The sequence below is a fragment of the Terasakiella sediminum genome (assembly GCF_033100395.1).
In the GTDB taxonomy this organism is placed as follows: domain Bacteria; phylum Pseudomonadota; class Alphaproteobacteria; order Rhodospirillales; family Terasakiellaceae; genus Terasakiella.
Genome location: NZ_JAWLVJ010000016.1, coordinates 26,817 through 47,984 on the forward strand (window position 1 = coordinate 26,817; position 21,168 = coordinate 47,984).

At 49.8% G+C, this 21,168-nt stretch carries 12 protein-coding genes; 5 read left to right on the plus strand and 7 right to left on the minus strand.

The annotated features are described in order from the left end of the window. The first annotated feature begins 64 nt into the window (after nucleotides 1–64). Nucleotides 65–427 (plus strand): hypothetical protein, encoded by a 363-nt coding sequence (locus RYZ26_RS13205; RefSeq protein ID WP_317683694.1) that lies wholly within the window; start codon nucleotides 65–67, stop codon nucleotides 425–427. A 21-nt stretch (nucleotides 428–448) separates the two neighbouring features. On the opposite strand, the gene RYZ26_RS13210 is transcribed toward RYZ26_RS13205, so the two are convergent. After that, nucleotides 449–961 carry a SixA phosphatase family protein gene (locus tag RYZ26_RS13210; protein WP_317683695.1) on the minus strand — a complete coding sequence of 171 codons (513 nt, stop codon included), beginning with the start codon at nucleotides 959–961 and terminating at the stop codon, nucleotides 449–451. Between the two features lie 160 nt (nucleotides 962–1,121). Here RYZ26_RS13210 and RYZ26_RS13215 point away from each other — a divergent pair, with 160 nt between their 5' ends. Continuing rightward, entirely contained in the window at nucleotides 1,122–3,275 is a 2,154-nt protein-coding gene (locus RYZ26_RS13215; RefSeq protein WP_317683696.1) for an RNA degradosome polyphosphate kinase, read from the plus strand. A gap of 4 nt (nucleotides 3,276–3,279) precedes the next feature. Continuing rightward, entirely contained in the window at nucleotides 3,280–4,773 is a 1,494-nt protein-coding gene (locus RYZ26_RS13220) for a Ppx/GppA phosphatase family protein (RefSeq protein WP_317683697.1), read from the plus strand. A gap of 127 nt (nucleotides 4,774–4,900) precedes the next feature. On the opposite strand, the gene rnd is transcribed toward RYZ26_RS13220, so the two are convergent. Continuing rightward, nucleotides 4,901–6,058, minus strand: coding sequence for a ribonuclease D (gene rnd / locus RYZ26_RS13225; protein ID WP_317683698.1), 1,158 nt, complete (start codon nucleotides 6,056–6,058; stop codon nucleotides 4,901–4,903). A 168-nt stretch (nucleotides 6,059–6,226) separates the two neighbouring features. Here rnd and RYZ26_RS13230 point away from each other — a divergent pair, with 168 nt between their 5' ends. After that, the gene (locus tag RYZ26_RS13230) at nucleotides 6,227–7,045 is read left to right on the plus strand and encodes an ABC transporter substrate-binding protein (protein WP_317683699.1); all 819 of its coding nucleotides are present in this window, start codon (nucleotides 6,227–6,229) and stop codon (nucleotides 7,043–7,045) included. Nucleotides 7,046–7,132: 87 nt separating this feature from the next. Here the strand turns inward: RYZ26_RS13230 and RYZ26_RS13235 are convergent, their stop codons facing one another. From RYZ26_RS13235 to RYZ26_RS13255, 5 genes are read right to left on the minus strand one after another with little or no spacing between them, the layout of a single operon-like run. After that, the gene (locus RYZ26_RS13235) at nucleotides 7,133–7,471 is read right to left on the minus strand and encodes a winged helix-turn-helix domain-containing protein (protein WP_317683700.1); all 339 of its coding nucleotides are present in this window, start codon (nucleotides 7,469–7,471) and stop codon (nucleotides 7,133–7,135) included. Between the two features lie 16 nt (nucleotides 7,472–7,487). Further along, nucleotides 7,488–8,765: a DUF2336 domain-containing protein gene (locus RYZ26_RS13240; protein WP_317683701.1), complete on the minus strand. Its 1,278-nt coding sequence runs from the start codon at nucleotides 8,763–8,765 to the stop codon at nucleotides 7,488–7,490. A gap of 46 nt (nucleotides 8,766–8,811) precedes the next feature. Next, nucleotides 8,812–10,173 carry an HlyD family type I secretion periplasmic adaptor subunit gene (locus RYZ26_RS13245; protein ID WP_317683702.1) on the minus strand — a complete coding sequence of 454 codons (1,362 nt, stop codon included), beginning with the start codon at nucleotides 10,171–10,173 and terminating at the stop codon, nucleotides 8,812–8,814. Further along, nucleotides 10,173–12,359: a peptidase domain-containing ABC transporter gene (locus RYZ26_RS13250; protein WP_317683703.1), complete on the minus strand. Its 2,187-nt coding sequence runs from the start codon at nucleotides 12,357–12,359 to the stop codon at nucleotides 10,173–10,175. Before RYZ26_RS13250 ends, RYZ26_RS13245 begins: the two co-directional genes overlap by 1 nt. Continuing rightward, nucleotides 12,356–14,104 (minus strand): peptidase domain-containing ABC transporter, encoded by a 1,749-nt coding sequence (locus RYZ26_RS13255; protein ID WP_317683704.1) that lies wholly within the window; start codon nucleotides 14,102–14,104, stop codon nucleotides 12,356–12,358. The genes RYZ26_RS13250 and RYZ26_RS13255 overlap by 4 nt, the downstream gene beginning before the upstream one ends. A 397-nt stretch (nucleotides 14,105–14,501) precedes the next feature. Here RYZ26_RS13255 and RYZ26_RS13260 point away from each other — a divergent pair, with 397 nt between their 5' ends. Beyond that, entirely contained in the window at nucleotides 14,502–20,843 is a 6,342-nt protein-coding gene (locus RYZ26_RS13260) for a cadherin-like domain-containing protein (protein WP_317683705.1), read from the plus strand. Nucleotides 20,844–21,168: the final 325 nt, after the last annotated feature.

The following is a 21,168-nucleotide window of genomic DNA, read 5'->3' on the forward strand; positions in this document are numbered from 1 at the left end:
CAATATTTTCATGCTACACTAACAAAAATCACCAATCTTCACAGAGTTGTCACACAGAATTTAAATGTTTGAGTCCTTACAAAAACGCCTGCTGGGCAAAGCCTTGGGCAAAGAACCTGAAAAAAAACGCCGCCCTAAGAAAAAACAGACCGACTATCGAAGCGAGTCGGGCTTGGCACTTGATGACGCCATTTCCAAGCTGGAAGGCAGTGGTCAGAAGATGGATGACCTGCTTTCCCAAAATGAAGAACTACTCGCCCAGGTCAAAGCAGAAGCCGCCAAGAAAATGACACCGGAACGCCGGGCGTTAATTGAATCGGCGCAACGGGTACGAAAACAGCAGGCAAAAATACTGGAAGATTTGGATGATGAGACACGGGCGAAGCTTTATTTGACGGCGTTAAGGGCGTTTATGGGAAAGAAGTGACCCCCCTTCTCTTGTCATCACTTACAAATCCCGTGGCTTCACAAAGCCTTTCAACTCCCCACTTCTGATCGATACGTCCGCCCAGTCTTTGACATCAAACTGTAAATGCGCGCAAGCCGCAGTCGGATATTTATAAAGCATATCCTGCATCGCCTCACTTTCTGCTGGCTTGGAAAGGGCCGCTGCAAAATCTTCTATCCCCGGGTTATGTGCAATCAGCATAAGCGTTTCCACATCTGCCTCCACTGCCTGCACCAGCCCCATCATAGTCACGTGTGATGCCATATAGAGATCACGTGTCAATTCAACCCTGATGGGATGGGGATAGACTTTCAAGAGGTACCCCAATGTTTCACGCGTGCGCTGTGCGGTAGAACAAAAGATACAGTCAGGCAGGTTGACATTTTCGCTTAAATAGACAGCCATTTTTTCTGCCGCCTGATTACCCCGACCATTGAGCGGACGGTCAAAATCAATCAATTCAGGGTTAGCCCAACTGGATTTGGCGTGGCGCAATAACAGAAGATTTTTCATAAGGTTACCTTTGCAATTTACTGCAATAATTTGCTATACAGTAAGCCACTATCATAAAAGTTTCATCTTTTTAGATTACACCGCATATATTCGAGACCTATATAAACCGAACATATCCTGTTTGCGGCGCTGATTTCTGATTCAAAGGGGGCATCATCACATGAATGCACAAACACAAAAACAAGCACTCCCAAGCACCATATCCATGGACTCCCCGGATCGATTTATTAACCGTGAAATTTCCTGGCTGTCGTTCAATACACGTGTATTGGAAGAAGCCGATAATGAACATCACCCGCTCCTGGAACGCCTGCGCTTCCTTTCGATCTCTGCGGCCAACCTGGATGAATTTTACATGGTGCGCGTTGCAGGTCTGAACGGTCAGGTTCATGCCGGTGTAAAAACGCTCAGCTATGATGGCCTCAACCCGGCACAACAGCTGGATCAAATTCATGAGGCCGCCAACAAACTGGTAATGGGTCAGCAGGAACAATATCGCAAGCTGCGCGCCTTGTTGCTGAAAGAGGGCATCAAGGTTTTGAAAAGCCAGGATGTGCCCAAACGCGACATCACCTGGCTGGAAGAACATTTCATTCAACAGATTTTCCCATCGCTAACGCCACTGGCAATTGACCCGGCGCACCCCTTCCCGTTCATTCCGAACCTGGGGCTTGCGATGATGTTCTCCCTTGAATCCACGATTGATCAGCAACCGCTGAAAGCCATGGTACCGCTGCCGCAGATGCTGCCGCGCTTTATCCGCCTGCCGGACTATGGCAAGACCATCCGCTTCATGCCAATGGAACAAGTGATTGACTTGTTCCTGGACCGTCTATTCCCGAACTATAAAGTGATTTCTTCCGGTCTGTTTAAAGTCATCCGTGACAGCGAGATGGAAATCGACGAAGAAGCCGAAGATCTGGTACGCACCTTCGAAAGCGCACTGAAACGCCGTCGTCGAGGGTCTGTCATTCGTTTGTCAATTGATTCTGAAATGTCAGAAGACCTGCGTGATCTGGTAATCGATGAGCTCAACGTGGATATGGAAGACTGCTTCGTTCTGGACGGACTGCTGGGTCTGGCAGATACGAAAGAACTGATCGCGGATGAACGCCCTGATCTACAATTCAAGCCCTATAACGTGCGCTTCCCGGAGCGTATCCGTGACTTTGGCGGCGATTGTTTTGCCGCCATTCGCAAAAAAGACTTTGTGGTTCATCATCCTTACGAAAGCTTTGATGCAGTTGTGCAGTTTGTCTTGCAGGCTGCGCGTGATCCAAATGTAGTTGCAATCAAACAGACGCTTTATCGCACCTCCAACAATTCCCCCATCATTAAGGCCCTGATGGAAGCGGCCGAAGCGGGAAAATCTGTCACAGCAATGGTGGAACTGAAAGCGCGCTTTGACGAAGAAGCCAACATTCGCTGGGCACGTGATCTGGAACGTGCCGGCGCCCAAGTGGTCTATGGCTTCGTTGATAAAAAGACACACGCCAAAATTAACCTTGTGGTGCGCCGCGAAGGTGAAAAACTGCGCTCATACGTTCACTTGGGCACTGGCAACTATCACCCGATTACGGCCAAGATTTATACTGACCTGTCTTTCTTCTCGTGTGATCCCGGTATTTGTCGAGATGCGACCAAGCTATTCAACTATATGACGGGCTATGCCGAACCTGAAAAAATGGAAAAAATGGAATATTCGCCACTGACCTTGCGCGACACCATTATTGACGGCATTAATAATGAGATCAAAAACGCCAAGGCCAAAAAGCCAGCGGCTGTCTGGGCGAAGATGAATTCGGTCGTGGACCCAAAAATCATCGATGCGCTTTATGAAGCCTCCCAAGCCGGCGTACAGGTTGACTTGGTGATCCGTGGCATTTGCTGCCTGCGCCCAGGTGTGCCGGGTCTTTCTGAAAACATCCGGGTGAAGAGCGTGGTTGGTCGTTTCCTTGAACATTCCCGCATCGTCTGTTTTGGCAACGGTGGCAAGCTGCCGAACCCGAAAGCAAAGATTTACATTTCTTCTGCGGACTGGATGCCGCGTAACCTGGATCGCCGTGTAGAAACCCTGATCCCGATTGAGACAGAAACCGTTCACCGTCAAATTCTGGATCAGATCATGCTGGCGAACCTGAAGGACGAAGCCCAAAGCTGGGTCCTAAAAGCCGATGGATCGTTTGATCGCGTTGAAGCTGATGAAACCGGGTTCTCGTGTCACAACTACTTCATGACCAACCCAAGCCTGTCTGGTCGTGGATCAGCCCTGAAGAAAAAAGGCAGAAGTCTAAAGAAGTTGATGTTAGACTAAGTCTATGGATTATACGCTTAAGTCCGATCAAAAGGGCCGCTTGACCGCAATCGTCGACATCGGGTCCAATACCGTGCGCCTTGTGGTGTTTCATGGTCCCGCCCGTATCCCCCTGCCCGTTTTTAACGAAAAGGTACAATGCCGCCTTGGTCTGGGAATTGATGATACAGGCCTTTTGAACCCGCAAGGGGTCGAACTGGCCTATGAGACCCTCAATCGCTTTATGAAGCTGATTGAGGTCATGGGGGTTGATAACGTCAATCTGCTGGCAACGGCGGCCGTGCGTGAAGCAAGCGATGGCCCTGCCTTTGTGGCAGAAATCAAAAAACGTTTTGGTGCTGACGTGCGCGTGCTTAGTGGTGAAGAAGAAGCAAAGCTGGCAGCCTTCGGTATCTTAAGCGGCCTACCCCATGCCGATGGCCTGCTGGGCGACATGGGTGGCGCAAGCTTTGATCTGGTTGGTCTGGATCATGGCGTATTCGACAAACATGACACAACGCCCCTTGGGCACCTTCGGATCAGTGATGGAGACCGGACGTCCATCCCTGACATGCGAAAATTCATCCGCAATAAATTAACACCATTAAAATGGCTATCAGACATGAAGGGCCGTCCATTTTATGCCGTCGGCGGATCGTTACGTGCTGTTGCGCGGCTGCTCATGCATCAGACCGACTATCCACTGCATGTCATTGATAATTATACACTGAGCCATAGTGACGTAACCCGTCTTTTAGATGAGGCTGCTAAACTGGATCAGGATAAGCTTTTCTCAGTCCCCGACGTTTCCAAAAAACGTCTGGAAACCTTGCCTTCTGCCATTGCTTTGCTCCAGGAAGTGCTGGAGATCGTTCAGCCATCCGAACTTGTCTTTTCCGGCTATTCCATGCGTGAAGGCCAGTTCTTCCTGTCGCTGGATGAAGAACTGAAAAGCCAGGACCCGCTGATCAGCAGCTGCATCAATCTGGTGGAACGCGAAGGTCGTTTTGGACAACAAGGTGAAGAAGTCTATCACTGGATGGAACCGATCTTTGCCAATGATAGCGAAGAACATAATAACCTGCGTCACGCGGCTTGTTTGCTGCATGACATCGCCTGGGCAGAACATCCGGATTACCGCGCAGATCACGGCTTCCTGCGTGTTCTGCGCCTGCCTGTTGCTGGCCTGTCACACCATGATCGCGCTTTGATGGGCGCTTGTGTCTATAGCCGCTATAAAGGCGACTTCAAGGCCCGGATTGCCAAGCCGTTGCAGACCTTCTTAAATGATGAAGATGCCGTCTGGACAAAAACAGTCGGTGCTGCGCTACGCCTCGCCCACACACTTGCAAGCGGTGCCCCGCACCTGCTAGATCAAACCCACCTCGAAATCCGTGGCGGTGAACTGATCCTGTCTTTGCCAGAAAATGAAGATATCTTCCTAGGCGAAGCCGTTGCAAAGCGCGTCCAGACCGTTGCTAAACATCTGGGCTTGAGCAGTCGGTTGGAGCATGGGTGATACTATAAACTTTGTCATCCCGGATTTATTCCGGGACAACCGGCCAGAGGCAATTAATTACCTTTCGGGCATGCCACAACGGATTGTCCCGGCACAAGGGTCGGGATGACATATTTGAGGTTATCGATTAATCAGCCAAATCAATAACCTTGATGTTCTTACCCGTAACGGCCAAAGCAAGCTTGCCTTCTTTCAGCTTGATCGCATCATTACCAAACAGGTCACGACGCCAGCCTTTCAGGCACGGCACATCGGCTTGTCCCCCATAAGCGGCCAATTGTTCCAGATCAGATGCGTTGGCGACCAATTTCTGGGCAACATCATTATGTTCGCAATTGAACTTCAACAGAACTTTCAGCAAATCCATCACCGGGCCCAGACCTTTAGGCAGGTCTTTCTTGGCAGGAGGCTGTGGGTATTCAGACGGATCCATCGCCAAAGCACGTTTGATGGCAGCCAGAATTTCTGTGCCGTAACGGCCTTGCGCCAAAGATTTATTCATCCCGCGCACCCGTTCAAGCGCATGGGCGTCTTTGGGAGTATGATGTGCAATCTCGATAATCGCATCATCACGGATCACGCGGTTGCGTGGCATATCCTTGCGTTGGGCTTCTTCTTCGCGCCAGGCGGCTACTTCGCGCAAGACAGCCAGCACTTTTGAACTTTTGGTGCGCGCCTTCAAACGTTTCCAGGACATCTGCGGATCAACGATATAAGTGCTGGCACTTGTTAGCGCCGTCATCTCTTCATCCAGCCAAAACGCACGATCATTCTTTTCCAACTTGTCTTTCAAACGTTCATAGATCACGCGCAGGTGTGTCACATCCCCCAGTGCATAGGTGATCTGACGCTCTGTCAATGGACGTTTGGACCAGTCGGTAAAACGTGACCCTTTATCCAGCGTCTTCTTACAGATGTTATTGACCAGCGTTTCGTAACCGACAGATTCCCCAAAACCGCAGACCATTGCGGCGACTTGTGTATCAAACATCGGAACAGGCGTTTTTCCGGTCAGTTTCACGAAAATTTCTACATCCTGGCGTGCAGCATGGAAGACTTTCAGGACATTTTCATTCGCCATCAGATCATACAAAGGCGCAAGGTCAATGCCTGGGGCCAGCACATCCACACAGAGGGCTTCGTCCGTCCCACCCAACTGCACGAGACACAGTTTCGGCCAGTATGTTTTTTCACGCAAAAATTCCGTATCAACCGTGACGAAGCTTTCCGTCGACAAACGGTCGCAAAACGCGGTGAGCGTTTCTGTATCTGTAATCAATTCCATCACTTTGTCATACACGCTTCACATTGAAATGAAAACCGAAAGTTACCCTACGACTAAGGTTGTACGAATTCCATATTGATTCGTTATGTCATTAAGGACATACTGCTCATCGTTATGACATCAAGAACATAACGTAATTTTAAAACACCTCTAGGGACCCAACAACACATGAAACGTTTAAGTGTTTTCCTTTCAACTGTCTGCGTTGTCATTATGGCCGCGACATTTGCACATGCGTCTTCCACCTTTATTACGGTGGCCTCCACAACATCAACGGCCAATTCCGGCCTGTTTGAATTCCTGCTGCCAAAATTCACCGAAGAAACCGGCATTGAAGTCCGCGTTGTGGCTGTTGGTACAGGTCAGGCCATCCGTCTGGCACGCAAAGGCGATGCGGACGTGCTGTTTGTTCACCACCGCCCATCCGAAGAAAAATTCGTTGCCGACGGATTTGGCAAAAAACGCTTTGATGTGATGTATAACGATTTCGTCATCGTCGGCCCAAAAGAAGACCCGGCCAAGATCAAAGGCTGCAGCTCCCCTGTCAAAGCCCTTTCCATGATTAAAGATGCGGGTCAGTCTTTTGCCTCACGCGGGGATGACAGCGGCACCAACAAACGTGAACTATCTTTGTGGAAAGCGGCAGGCCTTGCCAAAGAAGGTTTGAGCGGCAAATGGTACCGTGCAACGGGTTCTGGCATGGGCGCAACGCTGAACATCGCAGCTGGCATGAACGCCTATTCCTTAAGTGATCGCGGCACCTGGATTGCCTTTAAAAACAAACAGTCTCTGGAAGTTCTGTGCGAAGGTGACAAGGCCCTGTTCAATCCATATGGCGTAATCGCTGTCAGCAAAGACAAGTTCCCGCATATCAAGGAAATGGAAGCCACAAAATTCGTCAAATGGCTGGTATCCCTGAAAGGTCAGAAACTAATCGGTGATTTCCGTGTGCAGAATGAACGTCTCTTCACACCAAACGCACAATAACCCCAAACTCAAACTGTGAGTGATTTCTAGCGCTTTCACTTGCAGATAAAACTAAAGGGCGGCCCGTTGACCAGGTCGCCCCTTTTTTTATTCCTCAAGTAGGTTATCCATTTTCTTTAGAAGTGGTTCTGCCCCTTTGGTCGCGCCTTCTTCGGCTTCACGGTACAGCGCGATCAACTCTTTACCCACCGGGGTCAGTCGTGCCCCGCCACCACGTTTACCGCCGATAGACGTTTCCACCACATCTTCGCTTAGAACGGACTGCACGGTTTCCAGCAGATGCCAAGCGCGGCGATAGGTCATGCCCATTTCCTTGGCCGCCCCGCTGATCGAACCGACTTTTTCGATTTGTTCCAGCAAGGCGATTTTGCCCGGGCCGATATGACCTTTTGGAAAAGCAATACGGATGCGTAGTTTCGTTTCCATCCGTCTCATACCTTTGTTATTTAATTTTTCGGTAAATGTTTTCGATCCGCTTGAGAAGATCAGCCTCGCTATATGGTTTCAGCACATATTCACTGATCCCATATTCCTTGGCTTCCAGAATAGAATCTTCATCGTTCTTGGCAGACATCAGCATGAACGGCAGGTCTTCATCAAGATCGCGCACTTCTTCCAGAATTTCCTGACCATCCATATCATCCAGACTGTCTGAACAGATCATCAGCTTCACAGGCGTGCGTTCCGCTTCAAAGACCCGCAGGGCCGTCTCCCCATCCGCAACAGAACGGATATCTACAAAACCAACCTCGGTCAGGGAGTTTTCGATCTGACGGCGGATGTCATCATTTTCTTCTGCCAGCAACACACGGCTGTCGGCATATTGTTCTGCAAAGCGGCTGCGGACCTTATTCAGGCGGTTAAAGACCGTGCGACGCAACTGTTTAACCACATCATTTGGCAGATTATGCTTGGAAATCATCTGGTTCACAAGCGCCGTACTGACATAATTGGCAACGTTATTGATCGCCTGTTCCGGCAGAGTATCACGGTTGACCAAAGGCCCGTGCCAGTTCTTATGATCTTTCGCTTTTTCCGAGATGAAAGTCAGGGTGTTATCATTGATGTTGGCCGATTGGTTTTCCAAAAGGGCCTGTACCGCCTGATTGCTTTCCGTTTCCGCAACGGCTGTGGAAACCTTTTCCCCCAGTCCCTGACGTTTCGCAATCGCCGTCAGTGCGTCATCCTGAATACTTTCCGAAATAATCTCGATCAGTTCGTCATCATCCAGCATGGGAGAGAATTCCAGCATAGGCGAAGAAACTGTCGCGTCCATATCGCGCGCCAGCTTCGATGCCGTATCCTGCGGAATATTATCCATGGTCTTGATTTCTTCAGACAGAATCGCACGGATATCTGCCAACTGATCATTGGCAAGCCCCTGCATCACCTCAATCACCATTTCACTGGCTTTAGAGGTTGCATCATCATCCAACGCAGGCGTTAGCTCACCAATACGTGACGCCAGTTTTTTACGCACTGCTTCGTCTTCATCCTTGGTCAAAATCACCTTGGCCTGAAGCGGGGCCTGCTTATTCTGTGCCACAACTTCGCGGACTTCCTTGTTCTTATCGGTGGCAAAGAAATAGAGCAGTTCCGGCTCAAGATCTGTCAGGGCAGCCAAATCCTTGCGGGCCTCTACATCATCGCTCATCGCGATTTGCTTGGCCTCTTCATATGACGGTTTGGTATCCCGTTTGCCTTTTAACCAGCCTAACACTTACACTCTCTCCGCAGCTGAGTATTTCTTCATCCAATACATACACTTATCTTTCCCTAAACGCATTCAGTAAAGATACGTAAACCGGACGCGTCAGATATTCCAACAGTGTTTGTTCCCCCGTAATAATCGCTGCCTGCACTGTCATGCCGGGCACAATTCTATGTTCTACACCATTTGCGAGGAGAAAGTCTTCCTTTAAGCGAATATGACCTCTAAAAAATGGATTTCCTTCCTCATCGGTAAATGTTGTAGCGGAAAATTTGATCAATTCTCCCTCAACAGTCCCATAACGACGGGCATCAAAACCTGTAATCGTCACCTTTGTCGGTTGCCCCACAGCAATATGGCCGATATCACTGGGCTGAATCTTATTTTCAATGATCACCTGTTCATCAGCCGGGATAATTTCCATCACGATCTGGGCAGGTTCTACAACCGCGCCTGGTGTATTGATTTCCAGGCCATGCACCACACCGCTTACAGGGGCACGCAATTCAAGGCGTGTTACTTTATCTTCCAGGCGAGCGATATTTTCGCGCACCTCGGCCAGTTGACCACTAACATTATCCAGTTCATCCAACGCTTTACCGCGTTCCTGAACATCCACTTCCAGGATTTGGTTTTCGGTTTCTTCAATACTGGCCAGCGCCTGTTCTTTGGAAACTTCAGCTTCTGTGATCGAACCTTTGTTCTTCGCCAGTTCCAGTTCCGCATTAATCAAGGTCACGCGTGATCCATGCCCAGACTTAAACAGCTTTTTCCGCATGGTCACTTGTTGCGCCAGAAGCTTGGACTGTTTTGCCAAACTTTGGGCCTGACGGTCATAGTTTTCCACTGATTTCTTCTGCTGATCGATCTGGGAGCGAAGAACCGTTTTCTCACCTTCAATCCGCGCCAAGATCCCTTTCAGGTTAAACTTACTTTCTTCAACCAGTTCCGGATAATCCTTCATAAAGCCAGAATAATCGGGTTCAGTCCCATCAATAAAAGCACGCAGGCGGCGTTGCTTAATAGACAGTGCCGCTTCACGGGCTTTGATCTGATTTAATTCAGCTGTACGAAGGGTTGGTTCAAACTGCAACAGCGGCTGGTCTTTTTCAACATAGTCACCCGCACGAACCAAAATTGCTTTAACAATCCCGCCTTCAAGATGTTGCACAACCCGCTTGTCACCAGATGGGATAACCGTGCCTTCGGTGGTGGCAGAGGTTTTGATTTCAACGAAATGCGACCAGACAACGGCTGCGACCAACAAGCCCATGATCAGAATAATCAGACTGGAGGCTGCACGCGATGGCCCTGCTTCTTCCAACATGGCTTCGTGGGACAAAAGTTTCAGCTGTTCACGCGGCATGGTCCGCTTGCGTGACAGAACTTCGTTTTCGATATCGTCTGACGTGCTCATCAGCTTGTCCCCTCAGGTTTTGGTTTCGGCTTGGGTTTTGCGAACATTTTGTCCAATACCTCATTCGGTTTGCCCAACATATCGATCTGCCCTTCTTTCAACACCATCAGGCGATCACACAGCCGCATATGGCTGGGGCGTTGGGTAATCATAATAATCGTTTGCGTGCCACGCGCACGTTCCAGCGCCTCGATAAAGGTGGCTTCATCTTTTTCATCCATGGAACCGGCCGGTTCATCCAAAATCATCACAGGGGCTTTGCGCAGGAACGCACGACCCAGCGCGATTTTACGCAGGAAACTTTGCGGAACCTGAGTTTGCAGACCTTCTTTAAATTCGGTTTCAAACCCGTCTGGCAAAGCCTCAATCGTTTCCAGAATACCTGCCTGACGGCATGCTTTACGGACCTGCGCAAAAGACGCGGTCGGGTCAGCCAGGGTCAGGTTTTCATAAAGGGTTCCAGGAAATACATGGTTACTTTGCGGCACATAAGCAAGGGTTTGGCGCAATGTGATCGGGCGTAACTGGCGGATATCAATGTGATCCAGTGTTACCGCACCCGCCTGTGGGCGATAAAGCCCCAGGATCAGTTTTGCTAGCGTGGTTTTACCCGAACCGGAATTTCCCGTAATTGCCAGCATTTCACCGGGCTTCACCTTAAAGCTCACCCCCAGCATGGCCGGGTTGGCGTCCGCCTTATAACGCATACTGACCCGGTTAAATTCAATGGCGCCTTTGTAATCCACAACTGTCTGCGGGGCATCGCCCGGATCCTGTTCCGGCGCGAAACGCAGGATGCTTTTTAACTGGCGGATGCCATTCTGCATCTGCTCAATGCGGTTGGAGACGTTAAACAGGGCCTGTAACGGCGACAAAATGCGCCAGACCAACATCATGGTGGCAACCAAGGCCCCCAGACTGATCGTTCCATTCATCACGCCATAAACACCAAAGACCAAGGTCGCAACACCTGCAGCCATCATCAAGGTCTGGGCGATATTCTGAACATTCCCCTGAAGGCGCGAGACTTGCAGGTTTTCCCAGGCCGCATCACCGGACAAAGCGCGGAAACGTTCTTTCCATCGTTCTTCAGAACAGCGCTGTTTCACCTGACGCAATTGCCAGAGCATTTCCACCAAAAAGCCATAACGTTTGGTGCGCACCTCACCTGCGGCCTGCGAACGTGCGCGGATTTCCGGCATGATCACCGCACCCAAAATGGCATAGATCGCAGCCAGTACCAAAGGTACAACCACCATAGGCCCAGCGATAAACCCAATCACCGCGATAAACAGCAGTACAAACGGCAGATCAAGGATGGTATTCGCCAGCGTGCCGGAAAAAATTTCGCGCAATGATTCAAAGCTACGGATACGCGACACCTGCCCACCTACGGGCGCGCGTTCCGTAAAGATGGGGGACAGATGCAAAATCTGTTCAAACACTTTGGTACCGACAAGATAGTCAAACCTGGCCCCGATATAAGCTTGCTCCTTTGACCTCACGATCCTGAGGATCAATTCAAAGGCCAGCGCAATCGCAACACCACTTGCTACATAATAGAGTGTTTCTTTTGATTCTTTCGCAATCACCTGATCATAAATCATCATGATCGCAAGCGGAATCGTAAGAGCCATCAAGTTAATAAAAAAGCTGATGGCAAAGGACTTCATGATCAACGGTTTGAACTGTAGGAACAGGTTCCGAAACCACATGGCGGATCGGTCACCTTCTTCGTTGGCATCACGGTCAATCCGTTCGATCACAAAGAAGGTACCACGTGCACGAATGCTCTCCATCGGCATGGTTCCACCAGAAACCGGATCAATCGCCATGATCTCGCCGTCCTGTTCAACCGCGATGTAAACCTTTTTGCCCCGTGTCTGAAAAATACAAGGGCACAGACGCGGTGACAGTTTGTTCTTCGGTGTATTCACCCGTACCGTTCTAAAACCAAGACGTGACATGATATCGCGGAAATCATGGATAGTCAGGTCTTCTGCTTCGTAAGGGATCGCATCGATAATACGGTGGGCAGACCCCTTCCAGCCCATTTGTTCCAGCAGTGTCAGCAAGGCTGACAAAATCGGGTCCAGTTCTTCAGCTCCCGTCCTGTTAAAGGCAGCTTTGCGCCACAGTCGGGCCAGGTTTTTGGGTGGCGGCTGATGGAGAACGACGTCATTCATGAAGCTTTTGCCCCCTCGGTATTATCTTTTTTTGCGTCTGGTTCCGGTGCTTTGGGTTTTGCAGGACCAAAACCTTCCCATTCAATTTGTTTAACAACCCCGTGGGATGCGTCCAGAACCCGATCAGCGATATTGATCAGCGACGGACGTTCCGTAATCATCAGCACAGTGGCCTCCCCTTTCAGGGTTTCCAGATATTCCCGCAGACGTCTGTCCGCATCACCGTCAAGGGCGGTATTGGCTTCATCCAACAACAGAATTTTTGGCTTATCGGCAAAGGTCAGTGTCAAGCTCACCATCTGCTGAACCGAACCGGAAAGACCTTCCGAAGCTGATTCCCCTACGGCCGTTTCCAGCCCCTTTGGCATAGCTGCGATAATTTCGCTCAAACCCAGTCTATCAGCTACTTCAAGGGCAGCAGGCAGATGGTCACGGTTCCTGAACTTGGTCAGGTTTTCGCGCAAGGTTCCACGAAACAGCGGCGCATTCTGACGCACATAACCCATTTGGCGACGCAGTTTTCGATAACTGATATCGTTTGAATCCACGCCATCAAATTTCATGGACCCTTCGGTCACCGGAATAAAGCCTGCAATGGTTTCAAGCAGGGCAGACTTACCGCCGCCGACCTGCCCCAGAATGGCAATGATTTCGCCCGATTTAATATGCAGGTCCAGATCTTTAAAGATTGGAAAGCCCGTATTGCTTTGATAAATGGTTGCCTGTTCGAACCGGATATCACCCGTGATCTCCGGTGTTTTTTCTATATTCTCAGGTGAGTTATTTTCCTGACGGATACCGCCCAGCGCATTCAGACGTTCGTTTGACAGTTTCAAGGAACGATATTGCACCCAGACCCCGATCATACGGATCAGCGGCTGAATGGCTCGCCCACCCAAAAGCGTACAAGCCATCAGGGAACCACCTGTCAAATCCCCATTGATCACGAAGATACTGCCCATCAGAGCAACGGAAATCATGGCGAAGTTACTTAAGATCGCCCCGACCGATTGACCGAGGGATGAATAAAAAACCAGACGTTCCATCACATGGGAAACAGGCGCGTGCAGATGCTGATAGTGACGGCACATCAGGGCTTCCATACCCAATCCTTTAACAGAGTGAATGCCATTCAGGACCTGAAAGATAAAATTATATCGGTTGTCATCAAGTTCGTTTCTCTCGCGGATAATACGATCCAGGCTGATCCCCAGCCAGATCGCAAACAAGGCAGCGATGACACAAACTGCTATTGGCGCATAAACCAACGGACCACCGATTACAAAAATCAAACCGACAAACAAGAAGGCAAAAGGAAGTTCGGTATAGCTGACCAGTCCCTGGCCGGACTGATGTTCACGTAAGGCTTCGATGGCGGAATAACGTTCCATCTGCACACCCGGCGGTGTTGTTTCAAAGTCCTGAACTTCTGCACCCAAAAAAGCATCACAGGCACGAACGGATGCCGCATGTTCGAAACGCGTCCCAGCCCAAGTCGTCACATAGGTGCGTAAATATCGCAAACCGCCATCCAACAACACAACGGTTACAAGGCCCAAGACCATAAAGGTAAATGTATCGGTCGATTGGCTAGGAATAATCCGGTCATAAACCTGCAAAACCACCAACGGCAACGCCAATGTCAGAACGTTCAGCGCAAAGGAGGCAAGAACCACATCCATGCGGCTAAAAACGACTCGACTAATCGGTCGGATAAACTTGATCGGCTTATTATCACTGGCCATATCGACGATCTTTTCTTCTCTCAAAAACAGCTCGAATCACAGAATCCGAACATACACGCGCAGTACTTCAGCATCCTGACTCTAGGTGAATTTGGTTAAAAATTTGGTAACAGATTCAGGTGTTTGAATACGGGGTATCCCCTAGTAATTACGTACATTCCCCTAATACTTTTCATGCGAAACTGAAAATAAGATTTTTGAATTAATCCTATTCACCAACAGCCGTCTTTCTGCTTCCTCACCCCCTATAAATTCATGCTATTTTCTAAGTAATTGAACAGCTCATCTCAAGTAAAATTGTTGTGAGAAAAAAAGACCGAGAGAACTACGAAACATTACGTAATTCCCATAAATATAAACTGAAGTAACGTTAAAAAACCCAAGGTTGGAGTTAGCCATGGCGACCGGACAAGGCACAAAAAGCAGCATTGAAATGTTTGACCTTCATTCAGAAAGTGGGGAGCAAACCCTTTCTGAACAAACAGTTGTCATCAACAAAGTCGATGTTGAAAATGAAACCGATATGGCACTTCAAAACGCCCATATGGGTAGTGAAGATGTGCGTCACAGTCGTGAGACACAGTACGTGCGATCCGGCGGTCTGACGGAAGAGAAGAACATTGACGACTTTCAACGTTACAGTGTCAGTGTTGACGAAGATGCCCTTGCTGATGCTGCCGACTCGGATAAACTCGCTGCAATTTCCTTCGATCTGGGAGTTGCCGCAACGCAAGGCCAAGACAAACTCGTTTTGCGCGATCTTCCTGACGGCACCAAAATCTCACATGGTAAAATTCAGGATGATGGCACGGTTATCGTCTCACCTGAAGAAGCTGAGCAACTGGTCATCCTTGTAGACCCAACCCAAATCGTTGATTTCCAGATTTTTGTAGATGTGGTTCCTGCTGAAGCACCCGTGCAGGAAGAAGAAGCCGAAGAAGAAACCGTTGAAGTCACCAGCGAAGAGGTCATCGAAGAAGTCTTCCAGAACACTGGCCCTGAAATTGATGGCGAACTCGCTTTCAGCATGAACGAAGACGGTACCTTCACCATCACAGAAGACGATCTACTGGCAAATGCCTCTGATGCAGATGGTCATGCTCTGGCAGTGTCAGACCTTGTCGTGAATGACGGGGTCCTTGTTGACAATAACGATGGCACATGGACCTTCACACCGGATGAAAACTTCAATGGCGATGTAGAACTTACTTACACTGTCAGCGACGGTTTTGACACCGTTGAAGCCAAAGCCAATATCGAAGTCGCAGCCGTAAATGACGCTGCCGAAGTATCCGGTGACACAAACTTCACCATGGATGAAGACGGCACCATTACGCTGACGCCTGAACAACTGCTGGCAAATGCATCTGATGTTGAAGGCGACGACCTTACTGTTTCCAATGTCGCGGCCAATGGCGGCACCATCACAGAAAATGAAAATGGGACCTGGACGTATGAACCTGCAGCCGACTTTAACGGCAGCATTGATCTGACTTACGATATCTCGGATGGCACAGCCACAACATCCGCAGGCGGTACTATCACCGTCGATGCGGTCAATGACACACTGGAAGTTTCCGGTTCCACCAGCTTTAATATGAATGAAGATGGCACGTTGACCATCACCGAAGAACAGCTGCTCGCCAATACAACAGATGTAGATGGTGATGATCTGTCCGTTTCTGGCCTCACCGCAAATGGCGGCACGCTGACTGATAACAATGATGGCACCTGGACGTTTGAACCAACTGAAGAATTTAGCGGCACCATTGATCTTTCCTATAATGTGTCTGACGGCACCGACACAATTGCAACATCTGGTTCCATCAATGTGGCGGCTGTCAATGATGGTCCAACAGCCGTGGATGACCAAATTCAGGAAGTGACTTCCACCGCCCTTTCCATGAATGGGGCAACGAAACTGAATGCGACATCCATTGTTGATGATCCGTCCACAGGGGATCAGGTCACCGTTTCTTTCGATATGAAATGGGATGGCAGCAATTCGGTTATGCCAGGCGGCTTTGATACCTATGACCTTTGGTTCTATGACGGCAAATTCGGATTCAACACCGGGAATGGTGACATCTTCGGGATTGCAGATACATCTGATCTTTCGGGTGAATGGCACACCATTACGGCTGTCTTTACCGACGGTGATGTCCATTCCAACAAGCTTTATATTGATGGCGTGGAACAGGACCTGTCACAGGTTCGCAATTCCCCCAACAATGGTCGTGCGGATATTTCTGAAGAATTCAACATCGGTGGCTGGGGTCGTGGCAATGGTTATGAATTTAAAGGCGAGATCGATAATGTCCAACTGCACGACCACGGCCTGACAACAGATGAAGTCAGTGAAGTGGCTACTGGTGGCGTGGTCGAAAACGGCCTTGTCGCCCATTACGACTTTGAAGGTGACAGCGCCGTTACCGACCAATCCGGCAACGGCAATGACCTGTCCGTTGTGCGCGGTAGTGTACAAACGGTTGAAGTCAGCCGTGAAATCACCACAACATCAGCTGATGGCGGCATTTCCTTTGACCAGTCTGCGCTCTTGGCAAATGACAGCGACATCGAAGGCGACAGCTTCACCCTGACGGATATTGTCATTGATGATGCGGACCTTGGTACCGTTTCCCTAAGCGAAAATGGCACCATCACCTATAACCCATCTGACAGTATGGATAGCCTGGCACGTGGGGAAACACAGGAAGTTTCCTTCACCTACACCATCACCGATGACGAAGGGGCAGAAAGCACAGCAACGGCAACAATTACCGTAACAGGCACCGACGACGCCCCGGTTCTGGTTGATGAAAGCCATACCATTGATGCCGATAATGACGGCACTATCCTCTCGGGCAACGTCCTTGCCAATGACAGCGACGTAGACGACGGCAGCAGCTTTACGATCATCGGTGCAGGCATGGAAAAAACACTTGATATGGATGGTTCTTCACAAGTCACCACCACGTCTATTGTTGATAGCGCCTCAACTGGTGATCAGGTCACTGTGTCCTTTGACATCAACTGGGATGGAACGAACTCGGTTATGCCGGGTGGCTTTGATACCTACGACCTTTGGTTCTACAATGGCAACTTCGGCTTTAACACAGGTAACGGCGATATCTTTGGTATCTCAGATACCTCAGATCTGTCCGATGGTTGGCATACAATCACAGCCGTCTTCACCGATGGCGATGTTCATTCCAACAAGCTTTATATTGATGGGGTTGAACAGGACCTGAGTCAGGTTCGCAATTCCCCCAACAACAGCCGGGCTGACATTACCGAAGAATTCAACCTTGGCGGCTGGGGCCGTGGTAATGGCTATGAATTCAGCGGGGAAATGGATAACGTCCAATTGCATGATCATGCTTTAAGCGCGGATGAGGTCGCAGCGGTCAACAACGGCGAAGTAGTCACCGACGGTCTGGTTGCCCATTATGATTTTGAAGGCAACGCGCCGCTGACTGATAAATCCGGCAATGGCAATGATGCAACAGTTGGTCATGGCAACCCACAATTTCCCCAGCAAAGCGGGGCTGAAGTTGACGGCACTACGGTGATTGAAGGCGACTACGGTACCCTGACCATCCAACCCGATGGCAGCTATACATATGACTTGAACGAAAGTGATCCTGACGTTCTCGCCCTTGGCGAAGGTGACAGCGCGATTGAAACCTTCAACATCAATGTGGTTGAAAATCAATCCGGTGTGACTGGTACTGAAAAGATCAACATCACCGTCAACGGTACCAACGAAGGCCCCGTTGTTTCCGAAGCGACAAGCTTTAGCGTGAACAATGACCAGACCATCGTGATCACAGAAGCACAGCTTCTTGAAAATGCATCTGACGTGGATGGCGATACCCTGACCATTTCCAACCTGTCGGCAGACGGCGGTACCCTGACTGACAATGGCGATGGCACATGGACCTATGATCCGGTGGATGGCTATGAAGGCAATGTCAATATTTCCTATGACGTCAGCGATGGCACAGAAACTGTGGCGGCAAGTGGCGTGATCAACGTTGAACCGGAACAGATCAACACCATCACAGGCACATCACGCAGTGAAACTTTGCGCGGCACGGCCGATGACGACATGATCATCGCCAACGAAGGCAACGACAATGTACGTGGTGGTGATGGTGCTGACACCATCATCGGTGGCACAGGTAACGATAACCTTTATGGCGATGCGGGTGATGATACCTTCCTGGTCAATGAAGGCGACGGCGCAGATGATTTCTATGGCGGCGAAGGTACTGACAAAGTTATCTCTGAAGATGGCTCTGGCGTGACCATTGATGCGCACTTCCAGACATCAAATTCTATTGAAGAAATTGACGCCAATGGCGGCTCTGTGCGCGGGGATGCGTCCAGTCAGGTACTGGATTTCTCTGAAACAACTCTGACAGATGTCGACTCCATCGACGGCGGTGCGGGTAATGACCGCATCACAGGTTCAGCAGCAGATGACACCATCGCAGGCGGCACCGGGAATGACGATCTGTTCGGCGGGGCTGGCGATGATACCTTTGTGGTGAATGACGGTGACGGCGCAGATGATTTCTTTGGCGGCGAAGGCACAGATAAAGTTGTCTCCGAAGACGGCTCCGGCATCACCATCGATGGCCATATGCGCGAACAGAATTCCATTGAAGAAATGGACGCCAATGGCGGCGCGATCAATGGCGATGCTTCCAGTCAAATCCTTGATTTCACCAACACCACCTTGACGGATGTCGATTCCATCGATGGTGGTGCGGGTAACGATCGCATTTACGGTGCAGCCAGCGATGATACCATCGTCGGTGGCACAGGCAATGATGACCTTTATGGTAATGCAGGTAACGACACCTTCCTGGTAAAAGAAGGTGATGGTGCAGATGACTTCTTCGGTGGCGACGGCACTGACAAAGTAGTTTCCACCGATGGATCCGGCGTCACAATCGACGGCCATATCCGTGAACAAAATTCAATTGAAGAAATCGATGCCAATGGCGGGGCGGTTCGTGGTGATGCCTCTAGCCAGATTATGGACTTCACCAACACCACCCTGACAGATGTCGACTCTATTGATGGTGGCGCAGGTAATGACCGAATTTATGGCTCAGACGGCGATGACATCATCGTTGGTGGCACTGGCAACGACGACCTTTATGGCGGTGGCGGTGACGACACCTTCCTGATCAACGAAGGCGACGGCGTCAATGACTTCTTCGGTGGCGAAGGCACTGATAAAGTCATCTCCGAAGACGGTCATGGCGTTGATATTGATGGTCACTTCCAGGCCACAAACTCTATCGAAGAAATTGACGCAGGCGGTAATTCCGTTCGCGGGGATGCCTCAAGTCAGGTTATGGATTTCTCTGAAACCACTTTGACAGATGTGACATCCATTGACGGTGGCGCAGGCAATGACCGCATCACAGGCTCAACGGCTGATGACACCATTGTCGGCGGAACAGGTAACGATGATCTTTATGGCAATGCAGGCAACGACACCTTCCTGGTTAAAGAAGGGGATGGCGCTGATGATTTCTTCGGTGGCGAAGGCGTTGATAAAGTTGTCTCCACTGACGGGTCCGGCGTCACAATCGACGGGCATATCCGCGAACAGAACTCCATTGAAGAAATTGATGCCAACGGCGGGGGCATCAGCGGTGATGCGTCCAGCCAGATTATGGACTTCACCAATACAACCCTGACAGACGTTGACTCTATTGATGGCGGGGCAGGCAACGATCGCATTTACGGCTCTGCATCTGATGATACCATCATCGGCGGCACAGGCAATGATGATCTTTATGGCGGGGACGGCAACGACACCTTCCTGGTGAAAGACGGCGACGGTGTCGATGACTTCTTCGGCGGTGACGGAACAGATAAAGTCGTTTCCACCGATGGCTCCAGCATCAATATCGATGGTCATTTCAGAACCACCAATTCCATAGAAGAAATTGACGCGGGCGGCAATTCCGTCAGCGGCGATGCTTCCAGTCAAATCCTGGACTTTTCTGAAACCACCCTCACCGATGTGACATCTATCGATGGTGGCGCAGGCAATGACCGCATCACAGGTACCGACGGGGATGACACCATTGTCGGCGGCACAGGCAATGACGACCTTTATGGTGGGGCAGGCAATGACACCTTCCTTGTAAATGAAGGAGACGGTGTTGACGATTTCTTTGGTGGCGAAGGCACGGACAAGGTTATTTCCGAAGATGGCTCCGGCGTTAATATCGACGGCCATTTCCGCACTTCAAACTCCATTGAAGAAATTGATGCCAACGGCGGCAACGTCTCTGGTGATGCTTCCAGCCAGATCATGGATTTCTCTGAAACCACCCTCACCGATGTCGCAGCAATTGACGGCGGCGCGGGCAATGACCGGATCACCGGGACCGACGGTGATGACCTCATCATCGGTGGGGCAGGCAACGATCGACTGGATGGCGGCGAAGGCAATGATATCTTCCACTTCGGTGAAGGGTCCGGCAATGACATTGTTGATGGCGGTGAAGGCTGGATGGATACAGTTGAACTGATCAACGAAGATGGTACAGCAGTAAGCGAAGACGACTGGACGATCGAATTATCATCCGGTTCTATCGAAGAACAGGCCGAAGGTTACATGGAATTATCCAACGATGCAGAAGGCACCATCACATTTGCCGACGGCAGCGAACTGACCTTCGACGGTGTAGAACGATTCGAATGGTAATACGATAGCATTAGTCAACTTGTGAAAAACGGCGTAGAGTTCTGTATTTGCGCCGTTTTTCGCATCTAATCCGATTCGTTTTTGCCTTAGACATCTCTCATGCACAAACCACCTCAATTACGTATATATCCGTAATACTTTTCTTATTTTAATGAAAATAGAAAATATTAAATAATCCTATTTGCAAACCCTTTTGAAATCTGCGGTTTAACGCCTTCAATCGTGCTAAATTAGGACAAATTTTAATCAGTTTCGACTTCCTGTGGCAGGGCGACAAAGTCGTAGATTTATACGGTGGATATTAACATGGCAAATGAACAAGGCA